This is a genomic window from Actinoplanes teichomyceticus ATCC 31121 (assembly GCF_003711105.1).
GTDB classification, from domain to species: Bacteria; Actinomycetota; Actinomycetes; order Mycobacteriales; family Micromonosporaceae; genus Actinoplanes; species Actinoplanes teichomyceticus.
The window spans coordinates 7,638,439-7,659,945 of sequence record NZ_CP023865.1 but is presented as its reverse complement, the minus strand read 5'-3'; the positions used below and the strand labels follow the sequence as shown (position 1 = coordinate 7,659,945).

General features: G+C 72.1%; 20 protein-coding genes and 1 tRNA gene. 15 read left to right on the top strand and 6 right to left on the bottom strand.

Annotated elements, in window-relative coordinates; genetic code table 11:
- Positions 1 to 38 precede the first annotated feature (38 nt).
- Positions 39 to 1,073, bottom strand: a complete 1,035-nt coding sequence (locus ACTEI_RS33655) for a hypothetical protein (protein WP_122981322.1) — start codon at positions 1,071 to 1,073, stop codon at positions 39 to 41.
- Positions 1,074 to 1,143: 70 nt separating this feature from the next.
- On the opposite strand from ACTEI_RS33655, the gene ACTEI_RS33650 reads away from it, so the two are divergent.
- From ACTEI_RS33650 to ACTEI_RS33630, 5 genes are all read left to right on the top strand, one after another.
- Positions 1,144 to 2,064, top strand: a complete 921-nt coding sequence (locus ACTEI_RS33650) for a TatD family hydrolase (RefSeq protein WP_122981321.1) — start codon at positions 1,144 to 1,146, stop codon at positions 2,062 to 2,064.
- Positions 2,065 to 2,235: 171 nt separating this feature from the next.
- Positions 2,236 to 3,123, top strand: a complete 888-nt coding sequence (gene rsmA / locus ACTEI_RS33645) for a 16S rRNA (adenine(1518)-N(6)/adenine(1519)-N(6))-dimethyltransferase RsmA (protein ID WP_122981320.1) — start codon at positions 2,236 to 2,238, stop codon at positions 3,121 to 3,123.
- Positions 3,124 to 3,250: 127 nt separating this feature from the next.
- Positions 3,251 to 4,198 carry a 4-(cytidine 5'-diphospho)-2-C-methyl-D-erythritol kinase gene (locus tag ACTEI_RS33640; protein ID WP_122981319.1) on the top strand — a complete coding sequence of 316 codons (948 nt, stop codon included), beginning with the start codon at positions 3,251 to 3,253 and terminating at the stop codon, positions 4,196 to 4,198.
- A 7-nt stretch (positions 4,199 to 4,205) separates the two neighbouring features.
- Positions 4,206 to 6,008 (top strand): ABC-F family ATP-binding cassette domain-containing protein, encoded by a 1,803-nt coding sequence (locus tag ACTEI_RS33635; RefSeq protein WP_122981318.1) that lies wholly within the window; start codon positions 4,206 to 4,208, stop codon positions 6,006 to 6,008.
- Positions 6,009 to 6,086: 78 nt separating this feature from the next.
- On the top strand, positions 6,087 to 6,548 hold the full coding sequence (locus tag ACTEI_RS33630) for a DUF6962 family protein (RefSeq protein ID WP_122981317.1): 462 nt from the start codon (positions 6,087 to 6,089) through the stop codon (positions 6,546 to 6,548).
- 43 nt (positions 6,549 to 6,591) lie between these two features.
- Here ACTEI_RS33630 and ACTEI_RS33625 read toward each other — a convergent pair whose 3' ends face one another.
- Positions 6,592 to 7,194: a TetR/AcrR family transcriptional regulator gene (locus ACTEI_RS33625; RefSeq protein ID WP_122982581.1), complete on the bottom strand. Its 603-nt coding sequence runs from the start codon at positions 7,192 to 7,194 to the stop codon at positions 6,592 to 6,594.
- Positions 7,195 to 7,339: 145 nt separating this feature from the next.
- Between ACTEI_RS33625 and ACTEI_RS33620 the strand changes: the two genes are divergently transcribed.
- The 10 genes from ACTEI_RS33620 (at position 7,340) to ACTEI_RS33575 (ending at position 17,820) form a co-directional block, all read left to right on the top strand.
- Entirely contained in the window at positions 7,340 to 8,224 is an 885-nt protein-coding gene (locus ACTEI_RS33620) for a helix-turn-helix domain-containing protein (protein ID WP_122981316.1), read from the top strand.
- Positions 8,225 to 8,241: 17 nt separating this feature from the next.
- Positions 8,242 to 8,313: transfer RNA gene (locus ACTEI_RS33615), tRNA-Gln, on the top strand.
- 104 nt (positions 8,314 to 8,417) lie between these two features.
- Complete coding sequence (glmU, locus tag ACTEI_RS33610; protein WP_122981315.1) at positions 8,418 to 9,860, top strand: bifunctional UDP-N-acetylglucosamine diphosphorylase/glucosamine-1-phosphate N-acetyltransferase GlmU; 1,443 nt, start codon at positions 8,418 to 8,420, stop codon at positions 9,858 to 9,860.
- Positions 9,861 to 9,972: 112 nt separating this feature from the next.
- On the top strand, positions 9,973 to 10,953 hold the full coding sequence (locus tag ACTEI_RS33605) for a ribose-phosphate diphosphokinase (protein ID WP_122981314.1): 981 nt from the start codon (positions 9,973 to 9,975) through the stop codon (positions 10,951 to 10,953).
- A gap of 387 nt (positions 10,954 to 11,340) precedes the next feature.
- Complete coding sequence (locus tag ACTEI_RS33600) at positions 11,341 to 11,952, top strand: 50S ribosomal protein L25/general stress protein Ctc (RefSeq protein ID WP_122981313.1); 612 nt, start codon at positions 11,341 to 11,343, stop codon at positions 11,950 to 11,952.
- Positions 11,953 to 12,051: 99 nt separating this feature from the next.
- Positions 12,052 to 12,651 (top strand): aminoacyl-tRNA hydrolase, encoded by a 600-nt coding sequence (gene pth / locus ACTEI_RS33595; RefSeq protein WP_122981312.1) that lies wholly within the window; start codon positions 12,052 to 12,054, stop codon positions 12,649 to 12,651.
- A gap of 136 nt (positions 12,652 to 12,787) precedes the next feature.
- The gene (locus ACTEI_RS33590) at positions 12,788 to 14,581 is read left to right on the top strand and encodes an exopolysaccharide biosynthesis polyprenyl glycosylphosphotransferase (protein ID WP_122981311.1); all 1,794 of its coding nucleotides are present in this window, start codon (positions 12,788 to 12,790) and stop codon (positions 14,579 to 14,581) included.
- A 58-nt stretch (positions 14,582 to 14,639) separates the two neighbouring features.
- Positions 14,640 to 15,530, top strand: a complete 891-nt coding sequence (locus tag ACTEI_RS33585) for a 3'(2'),5'-bisphosphate nucleotidase CysQ (protein WP_122981310.1) — start codon at positions 14,640 to 14,642, stop codon at positions 15,528 to 15,530.
- 80 nt (positions 15,531 to 15,610) lie between these two features.
- A complete protein-coding gene (gene cysD, locus ACTEI_RS33580; protein WP_122981309.1) occupies positions 15,611 to 16,522 on the top strand; it encodes a sulfate adenylyltransferase subunit CysD in 912 nt (303 codons plus the stop codon).
- The gene (locus tag ACTEI_RS33575) at positions 16,522 to 17,820 is read left to right on the top strand and encodes a sulfate adenylyltransferase subunit 1 (RefSeq protein ID WP_122981308.1); all 1,299 of its coding nucleotides are present in this window, start codon (positions 16,522 to 16,524) and stop codon (positions 17,818 to 17,820) included. The genes cysD and ACTEI_RS33575 overlap by 1 nt, the downstream gene beginning before the upstream one ends.
- Here the strand turns inward: ACTEI_RS33575 and ACTEI_RS33570 are convergent.
- The 4 genes from ACTEI_RS33570 to galE all read right to left on the bottom strand — a co-directional run bounded on the left by ACTEI_RS33570 (position 17,817) and on the right by galE (position 21,330).
- Positions 17,817 to 18,644, bottom strand: a complete 828-nt coding sequence (locus ACTEI_RS33570) for an ATP-binding protein (RefSeq protein ID WP_122981307.1) — start codon at positions 18,642 to 18,644, stop codon at positions 17,817 to 17,819. The two genes, ACTEI_RS33575 and ACTEI_RS33570, sit on opposite strands and share 4 nt — an antisense overlap.
- 91 nt (positions 18,645 to 18,735) lie before the next feature.
- On the bottom strand, positions 18,736 to 18,930 hold the full coding sequence (locus ACTEI_RS33565; protein WP_122981306.1) for a hypothetical protein: 195 nt from the start codon (positions 18,928 to 18,930) through the stop codon (positions 18,736 to 18,738).
- 280 nt (positions 18,931 to 19,210) lie between these two features.
- Complete coding sequence (galK, locus tag ACTEI_RS33560; RefSeq protein ID WP_122981305.1) at positions 19,211 to 20,359, bottom strand: galactokinase; 1,149 nt, start codon at positions 20,357 to 20,359, stop codon at positions 19,211 to 19,213.
- The gene (gene galE / locus ACTEI_RS33555; protein ID WP_122981304.1) at positions 20,356 to 21,330 is read right to left on the bottom strand and encodes a UDP-glucose 4-epimerase GalE; all 975 of its coding nucleotides are present in this window, start codon (positions 21,328 to 21,330) and stop codon (positions 20,356 to 20,358) included. The genes galK and galE overlap by 4 nt, the downstream gene beginning before the upstream one ends.
- Positions 21,331 to 21,507: the final 177 nt, after the last annotated feature.

Below are 21,507 nucleotides of genomic sequence, written 5' to 3'. Positions count from 1 at the left end.
CAGCGGGGCCGGATCCGTCCGGCCCCGCTGTCGTGCGGTCAGAGCCGGTACGCCAGCTCCGCGATGTGGTGATCGACCAGCTCGTCCACGGGCGCCCAGGCCTCGTACACCCCGCGCTCGTAACAGCGCGCCCCGGTCGCGCCGAGCGCCTCCACGTCCGGGCGCAGCAGCCGCAGCCGCGCCCACGTCTCGTCACGCTGCAGCACCCAGCACGGCACCCCGCGCCACAGCGCCTGCTCGGCCCGCCGGCTCAGGGTCTGCACCGGATAGCGGGCGGCGCGGGTCAGCGCGCGGACCCGGAACTCGCCGGGCGGGTCGGCGACCGCCTCGTACTCCTGGCCGTCGATCGTGCCGACCAGCCGGGCGCTGCCGGGCGTGGTGCACGGCACGTACTCGCGGTCCGGGCTCACCCCGGGCAGCTCGTCGAGCACGCCACGCCAGCGGGGCCCGGCCAGCCGCAGCCACCCGTGCTGCTCGGGCTGGTACGTGTAGAGCACCACCTCGTCGCCGCCCGGGACGTACGCGAGCAGCTGCGCGTTGGCCGGCAGCGGCAGGTCGGCGAAGCCGGCCGTGACGTACTCCGGGATCAGCTCGTCGGTGCTCGGCGTGAAACCGGTGCCCAGCACCATCGCGCCGACCCGGGAGTGGCCCGGCAGCGCCGCCAACCCGGGCTGGGCCGGGCCGCCCGGCAACTCGTAGTCCATCGCGTCGGTGGCCCGCCAGCGCAGCGCGAACGCCACCCGCTCGCCCGCCGCCCCGTCGGTGCGCAGCAGGGTGAGCCGCGCCGGGTCGGACAGGTGGGCGAGGTCACAGGCGCGGTAGCAGAACCCGTACGGCAGCCAGCCGCCGAGATGCCCGGCCACCTGGGCCGGCGAGAGGATCTTGACCATCCGGGTGCCGCGCCGGACCGCCGCGGTCTGCCGGATCCGGCGCAGCGTGGGGTCGTCGCGGTAGGCCGCGGACTGACTCATCGACTGCACCTGCTGCCAGGTCAGGTCGCGGCGCAGCGGTGCCATCAGGGGTGGGTCGAGCGGGTCGGCGCCCAGCTCACTGTCCTCACCGGTAACGGTCACGGGGCGCAACCTAAGTGACCGCGGTGGATATCACGTGAACGTGCGGTTACCGGGAAACGCGCCGTGCACAATGTCTCACATGCCTTCGACTCCCCCCGCGTCGCCGAGCCCTTCGGAGAAACGCCGCGCCAAGGCGGCCCGCCGGGCCGGCGAGTTCCCCCCGGCGCCGGAGCCCCTGGCCGTCCCGGTCTTCGACAGCCACACCCACCTCGACCTGACCGTCCAGGAGGCCGGCGTCCCCGGCGGCGCCGACGCCGGCGACCCGGTCCAGGCGCTGCTCGGCGCGGCCGCCAAGAACGGCGTCGACCGGCTGGTCCAGGTCGGCGTCGACGTGGCCTCGTCGCGGTGGGGCGCGGACCTGGCCGACCGGCACGAGCCGGTGCTGGCCACGGTCGCCCTGCACCCGAACGAGGCGCCCCGGCTCTCCGATCTGGACGAGGCGCTGCGCGAGATCGAGGCGCTCGCCGCCCGGCCCCGCGTGCGCGGCGTCGGCGAGACCGGCATGGACACCTTCCGTACCGGTGACGACGGGCGGGCCGCGCAGGAGGCCAGTTTCCGGGCGCACATCGCGATCGCCAAACGACACGGCAAGGCGCTGGTCATCCACGACCGGGACGCCCACGCCGACGTGCTGCGCATCCTGGACTCGGAGGGCGCGCCGGACACCGTGGTCATGCACTGCTTCTCCGGCGACGCCGAGTTCGCCGCCGAGTGCGTGCGCCGCGGGTACCACCTGAGCTTCGCCGGGACGATCACCTTCGCCAGCGCCGGCAACCTGCGCGAGGCGGCCGCGGTCACGCCGCCCGAGCTGATGATGGTGGAGACCGACGCGCCGTACCTGACCCCGGCCCCGCACCGGGGGCGGCCCAACGCGTCGTACCTGATCCCGATCACCGTACGGGCCCTGGCCGCGGCCCGCGGGGTGGACGTCGACCGGCTGTGCGCCACCATCTCGGCGAACGGCGAGCGGGTCTTCGGCCCGTGGCGCTGAGCCGGCCGGACCGGGGCCCCGCGGACGCGCCCGTGCCGCCCGCGGGCGCCCCCGGGTCGTGTGCGGGCGCGCCGGCGCCGCGCGCGGGCGTCCCCGTGCCGTGCGGGGCCGTGGCGGCGCCGCGGCGTGCCCGGCTGGGTGACCGGACGGCCGGCCTCCTAGGCTGCTCCCATGGCTGATGGACTTCTCGGCCCGGCGGAGATCCGGGAACTCGCCGCGCGCCTCGGCGTCGCGCCGACCAAGAAGCTCGGCCAGAACTTCCTGCACGACCCGAACACCATCCGGCGCATCGTGGCCGCCGCCGCGCTGCGCCCGGACGACGTCGCGCTGGAGGTCGGTCCCGGGCTCGGCTCGCTCACCCTGGGCCTGGCCGGCGCGGTCCGGCACGTGCACGCGGTGGAGATCGACCCGGTCCTGGCCGCCGCCCTGCCGGACACCGTCACCGCCGCCCACCTGACCGTCCACCCGGCCGACGCGCTGCGGGTCACCGGCGACCGGTTCGACCCGGCGCCCACCGTGCTGGTCGCCAACCTGCCCTACAACGTCGCCGTCCCGGTGGTGCTGCACCTGCTCGCCGAGCTGCCCACGCTGCGCGGCGGGCTGGTGATGGTGCAGAAGGAGGTCGCCGACCGGCTCACCGCCGGGCCCGGCTCCAAGGTGTACGGCGTCCCGTCGGTCAAACTCGCCTGGTACGCCGAGGCCCGGCCCGCCGGGAAGGTCCCGCCCGCGGTGTTCTGGCCGGTGCCCAACGTGGATTCCGGCCTGGTCGCCTTCACCCGCCGCGAACCGCCGTCCGGCGCCGCCCGCCGCGACGTCTTCGCGGTCATCGACGCGGCCTTCGCGCAGCGGCGCAAGACGCTGCGGGCCGCTCTCGCCGGGTGGGCCGGTGGCCCCGGCAAGGCCGAGCAGGTGCTCGTCGCGGCCGGGATCGACCCCCAGGCCCGCGGGGAGTCGCTGACCGTGGGGCAGTTCGCCGCGATCGCCGCGGCGGCCACCGGATCGCGGTCCGGCGGTAAGCTCAGCGCGTCCGGCGCGCACCCCGAGGAGGTGGACTCATGACCGCCGACCCCGTCGGCCACCTCGTGCGGTCGGCCGGCCCGTGGCAACCGGCGCCGGTCACGGACCCGGGGACGGAGCTCGAAGTGAAGCAGTCGCGCCATCAGCCGCCGACCCGGGAAACAGCTCCGTGACCGAGGCCTGGGGGCCGGACGACGATCGGCCCCGTCCGCACAGCGGCCCGGTCCGCGTCCGCGTACCCGCCAAGATCAACCTGCACCTCGGGGTCGGCCCGCTCCGCCCCGACGGCTACCACGAGCTCACCACCGTCTACCACGCGATCAGCCTGTTCGACGAGATCACCGCCCGGCACGGCGACACCCTCACGCTCACCATGGAGGGCGAGGGCGCCGGCGAGCTGGAACTGGACGAGAGCAACCTGATCATCCGGGCGGCACGCGCGCTGGCCGCGCGGGCGCGCGTGCCGGCGTACGCACGACTGCACCTGCGCAAGAGCATCCCGCTCGCCGGCGGCCTCGCCGGCGGCAGCGCCGACGCCGCCGCCACCCTGATCGCCTGCGACCTGCTCTGGGGCCTCGGCCTGTCCCGCGACGACCTCGCCGAGGTCGGCGCCCAGCTCGGCTCCGACGTGCCGTTCCTGCTCTACGGCGGCACCGCCCTGGGCACCGGCCACGGCGAGACGGTCAGCCCCATCCTGGCCCGCCCGACCACCTGGCACTGGGTGGTCGCCGCCGCCGACGGTGGCCTGTCCACCCCGGCCGTCTACCGCGAGCTCGACAGCCTGCGCGCCGGCGCCCGGCCACCCGCCCCGCTCGACAGCGCCGACCGGCTGATGGCCGCCCTGCGCCAGCGCGACCCGGAAGTGCTCGGCGCCGCCCTCGGCAACGACCTGCAACCGGCCGCCCTGGCACTTCGCCCGCAGCTCGCCGACGTGCTCAAAGCCGGCCATGCGGCCGGCGCGATCGCCGGCCTGGTCTCCGGTTCCGGGCCCACCTGCGTCTTCCTCGCCCGCGGCGCCACGCACGCCCAGCAGATCGCCGACGGGCTCACCGCCGCCGGCGTCTGCCGGGCCGCGGTCCCCGCGCGCGGACCCCAGCCCGGCGCGCGGGTAATCTAGACGCATCGTGGCCAACATCATCAACCTGGACCGGGTCAACAAGGGCTACGGCGCCGCCGGTCAGCTGCTCACCGACGTCTCGCTCGGCCTGGACGACGACGCCCGCGTCGGCATCGTCGGCCTCAACGGGGCCGGCAAGTCCACCCTGCTGCGGATGCTCGCCAAAACCGAGGAGCCGGACTCGGGACGCGTGACGCACCGCCGTGACCTGCGCGTCGCCAGCCTCCCGCAGACCCTCGCGCTCGCCGCCGAGGCGACCGTGCGCGACGTCGTGCTCGGCACCGCCTGGCTGCCCCAGAGCATGGGCGCCGAGCACGAGTGGGCCGGCGACGCCGGCGTGCGCACCATCCTCGACGGCCTCGGCATGGGCTACCTCGGCCTGGACACGCCGGTCGGCCCGATGTCCGGTGGCGAGCGCCGCCGCGTCGCGCTCGCCGCCCTGCTCGTGCGCGACAGCGACCTGCTCATCCTCGACGAGCCCACCAACCACCTCGACGTGGCCGGCGTCGACTGGCTCGCCCGGCACCTGCTCACCCGCAAGGGCGCCCTCGCCGTGGTCACCCACGACCGCTGGTTCCTCGACGCGGTCTGCACCATGACCTGGGAGGTCGTGGACGAGCAGGTGCACACGTACGAGGGCGGCTACGCCGCCTGGATCCTCGCCCGCGCCGAACGGCAGCGCGTCGCCGCCGCCATCGAGGCCCGCCGGCAGAACCTGCTCCGCAAGGAGATCGCCTGGCTGCGCCGCGGCCCGCCGGCCCGCACCTCCAAGCCCAAGTTCCGGATCGACGCGGCCAACGAGCTGATCGCCGACGTGCCCCCGGTCCGCGACACCGTCAGCCTGCAACGGCTGGCCACCACCCGGCTCGGCAAACAGGTCTACGACCTGGAGCACGTCACCCTCAACGCCGGACCCAAGCCGATCTTCCAGGACCTCACCTGGCAGGTCGGCCCCGGCGACCGGATCGCCATCCTGGGTGCCAACGGGGCCGGCAAGACCACCCTGCTGCGGATGCTCGCCGGCGTCACCGAGGCGGACGGCGGCCGCCTGGTCACCGGCTCCACCGTGCGCGCCGCGTTCCTCTCCCAGGAGCTCAGGGAACTGCCCGGGCACCTGCGCCTGCTGGAAGCCGTGGAGGAGGTCGCCAAGCGGGTCAAGCTCGGCGACCGGGAGCTCTCCGCCGGCCAGCTCGCCGAGGTGTTCGGCTTCACCGACAAGCGCATCTGGACCCCGGTCAGCGACCTCTCCGGAGGCGAGCGGCGCCGCCTGCAACTGCTGCGGCTGCTCGCCACCGAGCCCAACGTGCTGCTGCTCGACGAGCCCACCAACGACCTGGACACCGACACCCTGGCCGCGCTGGAGGACCTGCTCGACTCCTGGCCGGGCACCATGGTCGTCGCCAGCCACGACCGCTACCTGGTCGAGCGCGTGACCGACCAGGCGTACGGGATGTTCGGTGACGGCCGGCTCGTGCACCTGCCCGGCGGCATCGACGAATACCTCGCCCGGGTGCAGAGCCCGGTCCTGGGCGCCGAGGGCACGGCCGCAGCCGGCAAGCAGCCGTCGCAGGCCGCGCCCGGACTCTCCGCCGGTGAGCTGCGCCAGGCCCGCAAGGACCTGGCCCGGATGGAACGGCAGATGGACAAGCTCGCCGAGAAGGAGGCCCGGATCAACGAGAGCCTGGCCGAGCACGGCAGCGACTACGACAAGCTGGTCGAGCTGGAGGCCCAGCTCAAAGCCGTCCAGCAGGAGCGCGAGCAGGTCGAACAGGCCTGGCTGGAACTGGCCGAACAGGTGCCCGGAAACTGATCCGGGGGGTGTACCTGCGCCGCTTGTCGCGGGTACGCGAGAATCGGAGCGACAACACCTGACCTTGGAGACGGAACCATGGCGCATTTTCCGGTCAACCACCCCCTCCGGCCGATGTACCGCTTGGCCGGTTTCGTCGCCGGTGCCTACCTCGTGGTCTTCGGCATCATCGGCTTCGCCGAGACGGCCGGCGACAGCTTCACCGGGCACACCGGCGACCGCGTGCTCGGACAGGGCAGCAACATGCTCTGGTCGATCGTCACGCTGGTGATCGGCGCCCTGGTCCTGCTCGGCGCCGCGGTCGGCCGCAACATCGACGCCGAGATCGACAAGTACCTCGGCTGGGCGCTGCTGGTCCTCGGCAGCTACTCGATGGCGACCATCCGGACCGACGCCAACTTCCTCGGCTTCAGCATGTCCACCGTCGTCGTCACCTACCTGATCGGGCTGCTGCTGATCACCATCGGGCTGTACAGCAAGGTCGCCGCCCCCGGCGAGGCCGGCGCGCCGCGCCAGGTCCGCGAGGGCCGCACCGCCTGACCCGGCACCGACGACCGCCGGCCCCGCGACACCCGGCCGGCGGTCATCGCGGCCGCCGGGTCGTCAGGCCCGGCCGGGCCTCCAGGTTCGACAGGCCGTTCCACGCCAGGTTCACCAGGTGCGCGGCCACCACCTCCTTCTTCGGCTTCCGCGCCTCCCGCCACCACTGGCCCACCAGCGCCACCATCCCCACCAGCGCCTGCGAGTACAGCTCGGCCAGCTTGGGCTCCAGGTCCCGGGTGCGGAACTCCGCAGCCAGGATGTGCTCCACCTGGTGCGCCACGTCGTTCATCACGCTGGAGAACGTGCCCGCCGGGGCCAGCACCGGGGCCTGCCGGGCCAGCACCCGGAAGCCGTGCGGCTCCTCCTCGATGTAGTCCAGCAGCGCCAGCGCCGCCTGCTCCAGCAGCTCCCGCGGATGCCCGGCGGTCAGCGCGGCCGTGATCCGGTCCAGCAGCGCGCGCACCTCCCGGTCCACGACCACCGCGTACAGCCCCTCCTTGCCGCCGAAGTGCTCGTAGACCACCGGCTTCGACACCTTCGCGCGGGCCGCCACCTCCTCGACGCTCGTACCGTCGAAACCGCGCTCGGCGAACAGTTGGCGGCCGATCGTGATCAGCTGCTCGCGGCGCTGGGCGGCGGACATCCGGACCCGGGTCTTCGGCTCCGGGCGGGCGCGCCGGGGACGCGGCGCCTCTGTCTCCTCGGTCACCCGGCCATCCTGCCAGGGGGCAGGGAATGGCACATCGACGCTCTTACAGCGCTTCGTTTTTTCGTCCTAGCGTCGCGACATGGTGATGACCCAGCATGATCCTGAGGACGGGCGGCGGGCCGAGGCGCGGCGGTTGCGGGTGGACCCGGGGCTGTCCCGGGCGCAGTTGATGAAGATGTTCGGGGTCGGCAACGGGACGCTGACCGACTGGCTGCGCGGCATCGAGCCACCGGAGTGGACGCGCCGGCCACGCGCCAAGGACGACAAGCGCGCGGAGGCGGTCGAGCTGCGGAAGGCCGGGTGGTCGCTGAAGGACATCGCGCAGCGGCTCGAGGTGGCGAAGTCCACCGCCTTCGCCTGGGTGGGTCACATTCCCCTGGATCAGGACAGCGAGCGGGCCCGGGAGAAGCGCGAACTGGCCAGGAAACGGGTCGCCGGGCGCTGGGACAGCTTCCGGCAAGAGCGCGACCAGGAGCAGGAGGCGGTGTGGAGGCAGACGGCGGACGAGATCGGGGCGCTCACCGACCGTGAGGTCCTCCTGATCGGCGCGGTCGCGTACTGGTGTGAGGGCACGAAGTCGAAGCCGTGGGCGAGGAAGGACCTCTTGGTCTTCATCAACAGCGATCCAGGGCTTTTGGAGACCTACCTCCGCTTCCTCGAACTTGGCGGCTACCGCATCGACGAACTCAGCTATCGGGTCAGCATCCACGAGACGGCCGACGCGGAGGCGGCCGCCGATTGGTGGGCGCAGCGTCTGGTGGTTCCCCGGGACTGTTTCCGGAAGCCGACCATCAAGAGGCACGTGCCGCTGACTAGGCGGGGGAACGTGGGCGATGACTACCATGGCTGCCTGACCGTGGTGGCTCCGCGATCCCGGCACCTGTATTGGCGGATGGAGGGCGTGGTGCGAGCCGTCACCCGACAGGCATCGTCCGCTTTCTCGCGAGGCGGTGAGGTTCGCTAGTCTGTCCTCAGCAACAATCGGCCGTGGTGTAATTGGCAACACCCTAGGTTTTGGTCCTAGTTTTCCGGGTTCGAATCCTGGCGGCCGAGCAACTTATGTGGTATAAGCCGCGGCTTCGTGGGTTCATGTGGTGAGCCCCGCCGAGACTCGCGCGGTCGCCGACGAGATGCCACTGCAAACGATGGAGTTGCGTGTGAGTCAGGCCCCCAGCCGTACCGTTGTCGTCCTCGCCGCCGGTGAGGGCAAGCGGATGAAGTCCGCGACCCCCAAGGTGCTGCAGCCCCTGCTGGGGCGCACCCTGCTCGGCCACGTGCTGGCCGTCTCCGCGGCGATCAAGACCGATCGCACCCTGGTCGTGGTCGGGCACAAGGCCGACCAGGTCGGCGCGTTCCTGGCCGAGACCGCGCCGGAGGCGACGCCGGTGCTGCAGGCGCAGCAGAACGGGACCGGGCACGCGGTGCGCATCGCGCTGGAGGCCGCGCCCGAGCTGACCGGGACCGTGGTGGTGCTCAGCGGGGACGTGCCGCTGCTGCGCCCGGAGACGGTGGAGGCGCTGCTGGCCACGCACGAGCGCACCGGCGCGGCGGCGACCGTGCTGAGCGCCGAGGTGGCGGAGCCGGCCGGGCTGGGCCGGATCGTGCGGGACGGGGCCGGGAACCTGGAGCGGATCGTCGAGGCGAAGGACGCGTCGCCGGAGCAGCTGGCGATCCGGGAGATCAACTCGGGGATCTACGCGTTCGACGCGGTGCTGCTGCGGGAGGCGCTGGGCAAGCTGTCGACCGACAACGCGCAGGGCGAGGAGTACCTGACCGACGTCTTCGGGATTCTGGCCGGTCAGGGTCAGCCGGTGGCGATCGAGGTGGCCGAGTTCGCGTACGAGACGCTGGGCTGCAACGACCGGGCGGAGCTGGCGCGCCTGCGGGTGCTGATGCGTGACCGGGTCAACGACGCGTGGATGCGCTCGGGCGTGCTGTTGCTGGACCCGGCGACGACGTGGATCGACGTGACGGCGACGCTGGAGCCGGATGCGGTGGTGGATCAGAACTGTCAGATCTCCGGTACGTCGTCGGTGGCCCGGGGCGCGGTGGTGGGCCCGGATTCCACCCTGGTGGACACGGTGGTGGCCGAGGGCGCGACGGTTCTGCGTACCCACGCGGTGGGCGCGGTGATCGGCCCGGAGGCGTCCGTGGGTCCGTTCTCCTACCTGCGCCCGGGGACGCGGCTGGCCCGCAAGGCGAAGGTCGGCGGGTTCGTCGAGACGAAGAACGCGGAGCTCGGCGAGGGCGCGAAGGTGCCGCACCTGTCCTACGTGGGTGATGCCCGGATCGGGGCGAAGGCGAACATCGGCGCCGGCACGATCTTCGCCAACTACGACGGGGTACGCAAGAGCCGGACCGTGGTCGGTGACGCGGCGTTCGTCGGCTCGGATTCGGTGCTCATCGCGCCGGTGGAGATCGGGCCGGGCGCGTACGTGGCGGCGGGCTCCGCGGTGGTCAAGGATGTGCCGGCGGGCAGCCTGGGGGTGACCCGGCCGCAGCAGCGCAACATCGAGGGCTGGGTGGCGGTGAAGCGGCCGGGCACGGTGTCGGCGGAGGCGGCTGAGCAGGCCCGGGTTATCACTCCTGAGCAGGAGTGATCCAGCGGGGGTGAGGCATCCCACGTCATGCCTCGGAAACATGGCGGTTACGTGTCCGCCAGGGATACTTCACTCCGAACCCACCCCCTAGGTCAACGGGAGCAGCGAGCCGATGGGCAGCATCGTCGCGGAGAACCGTAAGAGTTTGATGCTTTTCACCGGCCGGGGCTTCCCGGAACTGGCTGAGGAGATCGGTCAGGTGCTCGGTGTGGCGCCGACCCCGTCGGACTCGTACGAGTTTGCCAACGGTGAGATCTTCGTCCGGTTCAAGGAGTCCGTGCGCGGTTCCGACGCGTTCGTGGTGCAGTCGGTCACCGAGGGGGTGAACCGCTGGGTCATGGAGACGCTGATCATGGTGGACGCGTTGAAGCGTGGCTCGGCGAAGCGGATCACCGTGGTGCTGCCGTTCTACCCGTACTCGCGGCAGGACAAGAAGCACCGGGGCCGGGAGCCGATCTCGGCCCGGCTGGTGGCCGATCTGCTGAAGACCGCGGGGGCGAACCGGATCCTGACGGTGGACCTGCACACGGCGCAGATCCAGGGCTTCTTCGACGGCCCGGTCGATCACCTGTTCGCGATGGACATCCTGGCCGAATATGTCGAGCGCAAGTTCGCGGGCCGGCCGATGACCGTGGTGGCGCCGGACTCCGGCCGGGTGCGGGTGGCGGAGCGCTGGACGGACCGGCTGGGCGGGTGCCCGCTGGCGTTCATCCACAAGACCCGGGATCCGCTGAAGCCGAACCAGGTGGTGGCGAACCGGGTGGTGGGCGAGGTCGAGGGCCGGGTCTGCCTGATCGTGGACGACATGATCGACACCGGTGGGACGATCACGAAGGCCGCGGACATCCTGTTCGACGAGGGCGCGGCGGACGTGATCGTGGCGTCGACGCACGCGCTGCTGTCGGATCCGGCGACCGAGCGGTTGAAGAACAGCCGGATCTCCGAGCTGGTGGTGACGAACACGTTGCCGCTGGCGCCGGAGAAGCGGCTGGACAAGATCACTGTGCTTTCCATCGCGCCGCTGCTGGCGCGGGCGATCCGTGAGGTGTTCGACGACGGGTCGGTGACCACCCTGTTCGGTGGACTCAGCTGATTCACGAGGGGTGAGGGCGTCCGCCGCCGGCTGTGGCCGGTGGCGGGCGCTCTCGCGTGTGGTGGCCGGTGCGGCTGTGACGTTCTTTTGGGTGCATTTTCGCGTGGTTGCCACGCGGACGCCGGACCCGCTGATTTCCACCCGATCGCAGAAGGTAAGCTAGTGCGGTTGCCACGGCGAGGGTGCCCCGCGGTCTGCTGAGGTTCGCAGTCCGCTCGAGGCGCCGTGATCGACGCGGTGCTCCGGGCCTGTGCCCAGCGCGCCCCCTTGCCCGGCAGCGCCGGCGACGGCTTCCGCGCCGTCGGCGATCACCACCGAAGCACTGCCGGAATACCGCAGCCGCAGACTTAGACGCAGCCCGCATCGAAGAGTTTCAGGAGTTTCCCCGTGTCCGAGGTAAAGATCAGCGCCGAGCCCCGTACCGAGTTCGGCAAGGGTGGTGCCCGTCGCACGCGCCGGGCCGGTTTGGTGCCTGCCGTGCTGTACGGCCACGGCGAGGCGCCGCAGCACATCGCCCTGCCGGCCCGTGAGTTCGCGGCCGCCATCCGGCATGGCGGTCTGAACCAGATTTTCACCATCGACATCGCCGGTAACCCGGCCGCCACCCTGGCGCTGCCGAAGGCGATCCAGCGTGACCCGATCAAGGACACCTACGAGCACGTCGACCTGCTGATCGTGAAGCGGGGCGAGAAGGTTCAGGTGGACATCCCGGTGACCTTCACCGGTGAGGCCGCGAAGAACACCCTGATCGTGCACGAGTCCAACACGGTCTCCGTGGTGGCCGACGCGCTGCACCTGCCGTCGGAGCTCGAGGTGTCGATCGACGGCCTGGAGGCCGGTTCGCACGTCACCGCCGGCGACGTGAAGCTCCCGCAGGGCGTGGAGCTGGCGGTCGAGGCGGACGTGGTGCTGGCGGTCGTCAACGCCGCGCAGCAGAACACCACGGCGGCCGAGGAAGGCGCCGCTGAGGGCAACTCCGCCGAGGGCGCGGCGGAGTAGTTCTGACGCTGGAGCGCGTCGAGGCAACGCGGTAAGCAAGTCATCAGGGAAAGTGTCGGTCGGCACTTTCCCTGATGTGTATCCGGGGAGGCGGAGAGGGTGAGCGACGAGGCGCCGTGGCTGGTGGTGGGCCTGGGCAATCCGGGCCGGGAGTACGCCGGCAACCGGCACAACGTGGGCTTCATGGTGGCCGATCTGCTGGCGTCCCGGGTGGGGGCGAAGCTGGGCCGGGCGAAGCGGGCGCAGGCGGAGGCCGGGGAGGGCCGGCTGCTGCGGACCGGACAGTACAGCGGCCCGAAGCTGGTGCTGGTGAAGCCGCTGACGTACATGAACCTGTCCGGCGCGCCGGTGGTGTCGTTGGCGCAGTTTTTCAAAGTGCCGGTGGCCCATGTGATCGCGGTGCATGATGAGCTCGATGTGCCGTTCGGCCAGGTTCGGGCGAAACGCGGCGGCGGCGAGGGTGGCCACAACGGGCTGCGCTCGATGTCGAAGTCGCTGGGGAGCAAGGACTACGCGCGAGTGCGCTTCGGCATCGGGCGGCCTCCGGGGCGGCAGGATCCGGCTGACTTCGTGCTCTCCGATTTCTCCGCGGCGGAGCGCAAGGAGCTGGACTTCCTCGTGGACCGGGCGGCCGACGTGGTGGAGGCGATCGTGCTCGAAGGTGTCGAGTGGGCGCAGAACAAGTACCACGGAAGTTGATGGTCCGGACCGAATGGCGTGACCTTTTGGGTAGTTTTGTCCGCCTAGTCATACCGTGACGGGTCAGCCGTCCGACCGTTGGTTACCACAGGCGCACGCTTCCGGTGCGCCGCCGACGTGACGGGGGGTTCGGGGGATGTCGCAGGACGTGTCCGAGGGTCGGACGGGCGCGTTGACCGAACCCGACATCGGCCCGCCGGCTGTCCGAGCCAATGCCGCGGCCGAGCCGCCGCCCGGCACGATCCCGGCCCACCATCCGTCCGCCAACCACGGCCCGCAGCGCCCGCCGACACGGCACGCCGGCCGCAACGCCCGGATCCCGGGGCCGGTGGCGCCGTCGAGCCCCGCGCCGGCCGGGTCCGAGGTGCGGCGGGCCGAGAACGGGCCGCCGTGCGTGGTGCGCGGTGTGGCCGATCCGGCGCGCAACCGCGCCGTCGAGCGGCACTGGTCGCGGCGGCTGAACCGGTCCGTGGCGGCCCGGCCGGTGAGCCGGCCGTTCGTCCGGGCGCGGGGCCGGCATGCGGCGATGTCGCGGCGTCAGCGGTGGGAGGGCCGGTACGTACGCACCCTGGTGCTGGCCGATCTCGCGGCCGGGATCGCGGCCGGGGCGGCCGGGTTCGGGCTCCGGTTCGGCGACCAGGTCACCACGTACAACCGTGCCTACATCATGCTCTCCGCGCTGCTGCCGGTCGTCCTGCTGGCGGTGCTGGCGGTGGCGCGGGCGTACGAGCGGCGCTACCTGTTCGTCGGCGCCGACGAGTACCAGCGGGTGATCCGGGGCGGCGTGGGGTTGATCGCCGGGGTGGCCCTGACGTCGTACGCGCTGGACCTGGACCTGGCCCGGTCCTACGTGTTGGCCGCCCTGCCGTCCGCGGTCGTCGCGGTGCTGGTGTTGCGGTACGCGCTGCGCAAGCGGCTGCATCTGGCCCGCGCCCGGGGCGAGGCGCTGCGCCGGGTGATCGTGGTCGGGCACGAGCTGTCGGTCATCGGGATCACCCGGCAGCTGCGCCGCGAGCGGTATCACGGCCTGGAGGTGGTCGGCGCCTGCCTGCCGCCGAACGCCGACGGCGCCGAGGTGGGCCTGCCGGTCTACGGCACGTTCGACGACGTGGCGGCCGCGGTGGAGCAGGCCGACGCGGACACCGTGGTGGTGCTCAGCTGCCCGGAGCTGGACGGCGAGGCGGTGCGCCGGCTGGCCTGGCGGCTGGAGCGTGACGAGGTGGATCTGGTGGTGGCCAGCGCGCTGGTGGACGTCGCCGGGGCGCGGACCACGATCCGGCCGTTCGACGGGCTGCCCATGCTGCACGTCGAGCATCCCCGGCTGTACGGCGGGTCGCGCCTGGTGAAGGAGCTCGTCGATCGGGTGGGCGCGCTCGTGCTGCTGATCCTGTTCGCTCCGGTGCTGCTGGGTGTGGCGCTCTGCGTGCGCGTCACGTCCCGTGGCCCGGTACTCTTTCGCCAGGTGCGGGTGGGGCGGGACGGGCAGATGTTCCGGATCTTCAAATTCCGCAGCATGTACGTGGATGCCGAGGCTCGGCTCAGCGAGCTGAGGCATCTCAACGAGCACGACGGTGTGCTCTTCAAGATCCGTGACGATCCCCGGGTCACCCCGGTCGGGCGGTGGTTGCGCCGGTTCTCGCTCGACGAGCTCCCGCAGCTGCTCAACGTCGTCGCCGGGCAGATGTCGCTGGTCGGGCCGCGTCCGCCGCTGCCGACGGAGGTGGCCGCCTACGCCGACGATGTGCGGCGCCGGCTGGCCGTCAAGCCGGGAATGACCGGCTTGTGGCAGGTGTCCGGGAGATCGGATCTTTCCTGGGAAGAGGCGGTGCGGCTCGACTTGCGATATGTCGAGAATTGGTCTCTGAGTTTGGATCTGGTGATCCTGCTGAGGACCATGACTGCAGTGGTGCGCTCGTCGGGAGCGTATTGAGGAGCCTCCGGCTCGCTCCGCGAGCGGCCGGTGCGCGGTGGGATGGAGGAGCGAGACGATGGGCGAGCAGACGAAGGTGTCCGCACGCGTGACCGGGCAGCGGGACGGCGCCGACAGCGGCGCGCCACCGGTCATCGACGCCGCCTTCGCCCGTTGGCTCGCCGATCGGGCCGGGCAGGAGCTGCTGCGGGTGCGCGCGCAGATGGGGCACGCCGACGGCAAGGCGCTCAAGGCGGCCGGTGACAAGGCCGCGCACGACCTGCTGCGTGCCGAGCTGGCCCGCTGGCGCCCGGCCGACGCGGTGCTCTCCGAGGAGGACGAGCACGCCCGGGTGGCCTGGCGTGAGGGCGAGCCGGACACGGTACGCCCGGACCGGCTCGGCGCGTCCCGGGTGTGGATCGTCGACCCGCTGGACGGCACCCGGGAGTTCTCCGAGGAGGGGCGCAGCGACTGGGCGGTGCACGTGGCGCTCTGGACCGCCGACTCGTCCAGCCCCGCCTGCCTGAGCGCGGGGGCGGTCGCGATGCCGGCCCAGCACCGCACCATCGCCACCGACAATCCGCCGGCGTACCCGCCGATGCCGCTGGAGTCGGCCACCGGCGGCGCGATCCGGATCGCCGCCAGCCGGACCCGTCCGCCCGCGTTCGTCACCGCGCTCGCCGAGGACCTGGGCGCCGAGCTGGTGCCGATGGGGTCGGCCGGGGTGAAGATCGCCGCGGTGATCAGCGGCGAGGCGGACGCCTACGTGCACGCCGGTGGGCAGTACGAGTGGGACTCGGCCGCCCCGGTCGCTGTGGCGTTGGCCACGGGACTGCACGCGTCGCGTGTCGACGGCTCCCCGCTGGTCTACAACCGGGCCGACCCGAAGTTGCCTGACCTGGTTGTTTGTCGTAAAGATCTCGCTCCTCGGTTGCTTGCTGCGATCGGCAAGCAACTTCGGACACAATGACTACCCGGCTACGGCCGTGGAAAATCGCAGGATGAGCTCAGCTCGGCCGCCGACACCCGAAAGGTCTGGGGACTGAACCCATGAGCCAGACGAAGGACTATCGCGTCTCGCATCTGGATGCACTCGAAGCGGAGAGCATCTTCGTCATGCGAGAGGTCATGGCCGAGTTCGAGCGCCCCGTGCTGCTCTTCTCCGGCGGCAAGGACTCGATCGTCATGCTCCGCCTCGCGGAGAAGGCGTTCGCGCCGGGACGCATCCCGTTCCCGGTCATGCACGTCGACACCGGGCACAACTTCGCCGAGGTGCTGGAGTACCGGGACCGCCGGGTGGCCGCGCTCGGCCTCAACCTGGTGATCGCCAGCGTGCAGGAGGCGATCGACACCGGTCTGGTGCGCGAGCTGCCCGACGGCACCCGCAACCGGATCCAGACCCCGGTGCTGCTCAACGCGGTCGAGAAGTACCGCTTCGACGCGCTCTTCGGCGGGGCCCGGCGCGACGAGGAGAAGGCCCGCGCCAAGGAGCGGATGTTCAGCTTCCGCGACGAGTTCGGCCAGTGGGACCCGAAGAACCAGCGGCCCGAGCTCTGGGCGCTGTACAACGGCCGGCACCACCCGGGCGAGTCGATCCGGGTGTTCCCGCTGTCCAACTGGACCGAGCTGGACGTCTGGCACTACATCGCCAAGGAGCAGATCCCGCTGCCGAGCATCTACTACGCCCACGACCGCGAGGTGGTCGAACGGGACGGGATGTTCTACGCGGTCAACGAGTTCATCCGGCTACGTGACGGCGAGACGTCCCAGGTCCGCCGGGTGCGGTACCGCACCGTCGGCGACGCGTCGCAGACCGCCGCGGTGCTCTCCGACGCCGACACGGTGGACAAGGTGATCGACGAGGTCGCCGCGACCCGGATCACCGAGCGGGGCGCGACCCGCGGCGACGACAAGGTCAGCGAGGCCGCGATGGAAGACCGCAAGCGAGAGGGTTACTTCTGATGAGCCAGGCAGCTCTGGAGCCGGAGGCCGCTTCCGCGCGCGGCATGGACCTGCTGCGGTTCGCCACCGCGGGCAGCGTCGACGACGGCAAGTCGACGCTCATCGGGCGGCTGCTGTACGACACCAAGACGATCTTCGCCGACCAGCTCGAGGCGGTCGAGGCGGCCAGCGCCTCCCGGGGCGACGAGTACACCAACCTGGCGCTGCTCACCGACGGCCTGCGGGCCGAGCGGGAGCAGGGCATCACCATCGACGTGGCGTACCGCTACTTCGCCACCCCCCGGCGCAAGTTCATCATCGCCGACACCCCGGGCCACATCCAGTACACCCGGAACATGGTCACCGGCGCCTCCACCGCCGACCTGGCGCTGATCCTGGTCGACGCCCGCAAGGGCCTGGTCGAGCAGTCCCGCCGGCACGCGTTCCTCACCTCGCTGCTGCGGGTGCCGCACCTGGTGCTGTGCATCAACAAGATGGACCTGGTGGACTGGGACAAGGCGGTCTACGACAAGATCGCCGACGAGTTCACCTCGTTCGCCGCGAAGCTGGACGCCCCGGACCTGACGATCATCCCGATCTCGGCGCTCAACGGCGACAACATCGCGTCCCGCTCGGACGCCAGCCCGTGGTACGAGGGTCCCTCCCTGCTGCACCACCTGGAGCACGTGCACATCGCCAGCGACCGCAACCTGGTCGACGTGCGCTTCCCGGTGCAGTACGTGATCCGCCCGCAGTCCACCACGGTCACCGACTACCGCGGCTACGCCGGCCAGGTCGCCTCCGGCGTGCTCAAGCCCGGCGACGAGGTGATGGTTCTGCCGTCCGGGCTGACCAGCACGATCGCCTCGATCGACACCGCGGACGGGCCGGTCGACGAGGCGTTCCCGCCGATGTCGGTGACGGTCCGGCTGACCGACGAGATCGACATCTCGCGCGGCGACATGATCTGCCGGCCGCACAACGCCCCGGCCGTCGCCCAGGACATCGAGGCGATGATCTGCTGGATGGACGAGAGCGCCCCGCTGCGCGTCGGCGGCAAGTACACGATCAAGCACACCACCCGGACCGCCCGGACCGTGGTGCGCGGCCTGCAGTACCGCCTCGACGTGAACACGCTGCACCGCGACGAGGCCGCGGACGGGCTCGCGCTCAACGAGATCGGCCGGGTCCGGCTGCGCACCACGGTGCCGCTGCTCGCCGACGAGTACCGGCGCAACCGCACCACCGGGGGCTTCATCCTGATCGACGAGGCGACCAACCGTACGGTGGCCGCCGGGATGATCCTGGAAGCGTCCTAACCCGCCTCAGGCGACGCGACGGTCCGGGCCTCCCGGACCGTCGCCCACACCACCTTGCCCTCCGCGGTCGGCACGGCGCCCCACAGCTCGGCGGTCTCCCGCACGGTGTGCAGCCCGCGCCCGTGCTCGTCCAGCGGCTCACCCCGGCGCCGAGCCTGGGGCAGCACCCGCGGCATCCGCGGCGAGCCGTCACCGACCGACAGGTGCAGGCCGGGACCGCGCCGGGTGACCACCACGCGGATCGGTGTCCCGGCGTGCCGCACCGCGTTCGTCACCAGCTCGGAGATCACCAGCCGGCCGGGGTGCGCCAGATGGGCCAGTCCCCACGCCAGACAGGCGTCGCTGACCAGGTGGCGGGCCGCGCCCGGCGCGTCCGGGTCCGGCCGCAGCGTGGTGGCCAGGCGGTCGCCGCCCGGGATCCGGCCGGCCACGGCCACCCGGGCCTGCCCCACCTTCGCGTAGACCGGCAGGCAGCGGCCGCCGGCGCCGAGGCCCTGCATCCGGTCGGCCAGCGGCAGATCCGGCGGGACGCAGAGGGCCAGGTGCACCGGCGGTTGCAGGGCGGCGGCGAACGCCCGGGCGGTCACCCAGGTCGGCACGCTCTCGCTGTGCGGGTCGCGCAGCCCGCTGAGATCGACGATGAGCGCGTCCGGATGCTCGGTGAAGCAGCGGCGCAGCGAGACCGAGGTGTCCCGGCGGAGCCGGTGATCCCAGGGCCCGTGCACCGTGAGCAGCGAGACGGCGGCAGCGTCGGCGGCGATGTCCGCGCGGATGGAGACACCTTGCCCGGTGTCATCGTGAGGATACGGTGGGCTGACCCCCATGCGCACACCATAGCCTCGGCGCCGCCCGGCGGAACCTGGTCTCGCTCCTGCGGGTGATCGGCCGAAAGGCAGGCCCGCAACGACCGGCGGGTCAGTCCCGGTCGTTGTCGGTGGCGTCCTCGATCGCTCCGGTGATGGCGCCGGTGAGATCGTCGGACGGCACCGCGATCCGCTCGCCCTCGCCCTCCGTGAGGTGCGCGGCGGGCTCCGGACCGGTCGGGTCGCCGGCGAAGCCGAATTCGTTGGGCTGGTCGTGTTCCTGCGGCGGGTTCGGCACAGTCGTCATGTCGCAGCCATACCCGCCGCGGAACCGATCAAAGCGTCACAGCCTCGTCGCGCCCGGTCGGGCCCGGCACGCTACCCGACGGCGACCTGTTCGGCCGTCACAGCCTCGTCGCGCCCGGTCGGGCCCGGCACGCTACCCGACGGCGACCTGTTCGGCCGTCACAGCCTCGTCGCGCCCGGTCGGGCCCGGCACGCTACCCGACGGCGACCTGTTCGGCCGTCACAGCCTCGTCGCGCCCGGTCCGGCCCGGCACGCTACCCGACGGCGACCTGTTCGGCCGTCACAGCCTCGTCGCGCCCGGTCCGGCCACCGCGACCCAGCTGGTCGGTGCGGTGAAGCCGTGCTCGCGGTAGACGGCGGCGACCGCCTCCGCGGTCGGCTCCGCCCGGTCGGCGTCGATCAGGGCCAGCACGCAGCCGCCGAAGCCGCCGCCGGTCATCCGGGCGCCGTACGCCCCGGCGGCCAGGGCGGCCTGCACCGCCACGTCCACCTGCGCCACGGTGATCTCGAAGTCGTCGCGCATCGAGGCGTGCGAGGCGGTCAGCAGCGGGCCGATCTCGCGGACGCGGCCCGCGCGCAGCAGCGTCACGGTGTCGAGCACCCGCTGGTTCTCGGTGACGATGTGCCGGGTCCGCTTGCGCAGCACCTCGTCGCCGAGCCGGTCCAGGGCCGCCGGCAGGTCGGTGACGCCCACGTCGCGCAGGGCCGGCACGCCCAGGGCGGCGGCGGACTCCTCGCAGCTCTTGCGGCGCTCGCCGTACTCGCCGTCGACGTGCTGGTGCGGCGCGTTGCTGTTGATCACCAGGATGGCCAGGCCCTCGGCGGCCAGATCGAACGGGATCTGCTCGATCGCGTACGACCGGCAGTCCAGGAACAGCGCCCGCCCGGCCTCGCAGCGGATCGACGCCGACTGGTCCAGGATGCCGGTGGGCGCCCCGACGTACAGGTTCTCCGCCCGCTGCGCGATCGCCGGGCGCCGTTCGAGCGGGACGTCCAGGCCACCCAGGTCGATCAGCGCGGTGAGCACCGCCGACTCCAGCGCGGCCGACGACGACAGGCCCGAGCCGAGCGGCACCTCGGAGGCGAGCGCGATGCGGGCGGCGGGCGGCTCGAAGCCGGCGTCGCGCAGCGCCCAGACCACCCCGGCGACGTACGCGCCCCAGCCGGTCACCTCGCCCGGCTCGGTGACCCCGAAGGTCACCGGCTCGGGCGCCAGCGTGGAGCAGACCGACCAGACGCCGTCCGGGGACGGGGCGGCCGCCGCGACGGTGCGCTGCGGCAGCGCGAACGGCAGCACGAAGCCGTCGTTGTAGTCGGTGTGCTCGCCGATCAGGTTGACCCGCCCGGGCGCGGCCCACAGCCCGGCCGGCTCGGCGCCGTACGCCTCGGTGAAGGCCGCGACGGCCGCGGCCGTGACGTCGCCGCTCATGCCACGTGCTTGCGGTAGAACGTCCAGGCGTCGCTGATCATCGCCTGCAGGGTGTTCTTCTCCGGCACCCAGCCCAGCTCCCGGCGGGCCCGCTCGGAGGAGGCGACCAGGGTCGCCGGGTCGCCGTCGCGGCGGGGAGCGATCTCCACCGGGATCGCGGCGCCGGTGACCTCGCGGGCCGCCTCGACGACCTGCCGGTTGGAGAAGCCGTTGCCGTTGCCCAGGTTGTAGATCCGGTGCTCGCCCGGGGTGGCCGCGTCCAGCGCCAGCAGGTGCGCCCGGGCCAGGTCCGCCACGTGGATGTAGTCGCGCACGCAGGTGCCGTCCGGGGTGGGGTAGTCGTCGCCGAACAGCTGCAGCTTGTCCCGCTTGCCGGCGGCCGCCTGCAGGGTGATCGGGATCAGGTGGGTCTCCGGGTCGTGCCGCTCGCCGATCTCGTGCTCATCGCTGATGTACGCGCCGGCCACGTTGAAGTAGCGCAGCGAGACGGCGGCCAGGTTGTGCGCGAACGTCTCCGACGTCAGGGCCAGGTCGAAGGTCAGCTTGGTCGACCCGTACGTGCTGGTCGGGGCCTTGGCCGCGGACTCGCTGATCGGCACCTCGACCGGGTTGCCGTACACCGCGGCGGTGGACGAGAAAATCACCCGCGGCACCCGGGCGGCGCGGACGGCGTCCAGCAGGGCCAGCGATTTCACCACGTTCTCGTGCCAGTAGAGCTCCGGCTTGGCCATCGACTCGCCGGCCGCGATCAGGCCGGCGAAGTGCAGCACCGCGTCGAAGCCGGCCTCCGGCGTGAGCACCCGTGCGGCGTCGGCGATGTCCGCCTCGACGAAGGTGGCGTCCGGGGCCACCGCCTCGCGGAACCCGGTGCGCAGGTTGTCCAGCACGACGACCTCGTGACTGGCGTCCAGCAGCAGCCGGCTGGTCACGCTTCCGACGTAACCGGCGCCCCCGGTGACTAGCAGTTTCACAGAGAAAGACCTCCCGAGCAGGGGCGGATGCGGCTCTGGAGGGGAGCCTACATGCTGTCCACCCTCACGGAGTCTCACTCCGGAACGATCAAAAGTCAACAACAATGAACACGAACGATAACGTTCCCTCGTGGGTCGCTCGCCGGCGCGCCGCGGGGCCCACCCGGCATCGGCGTC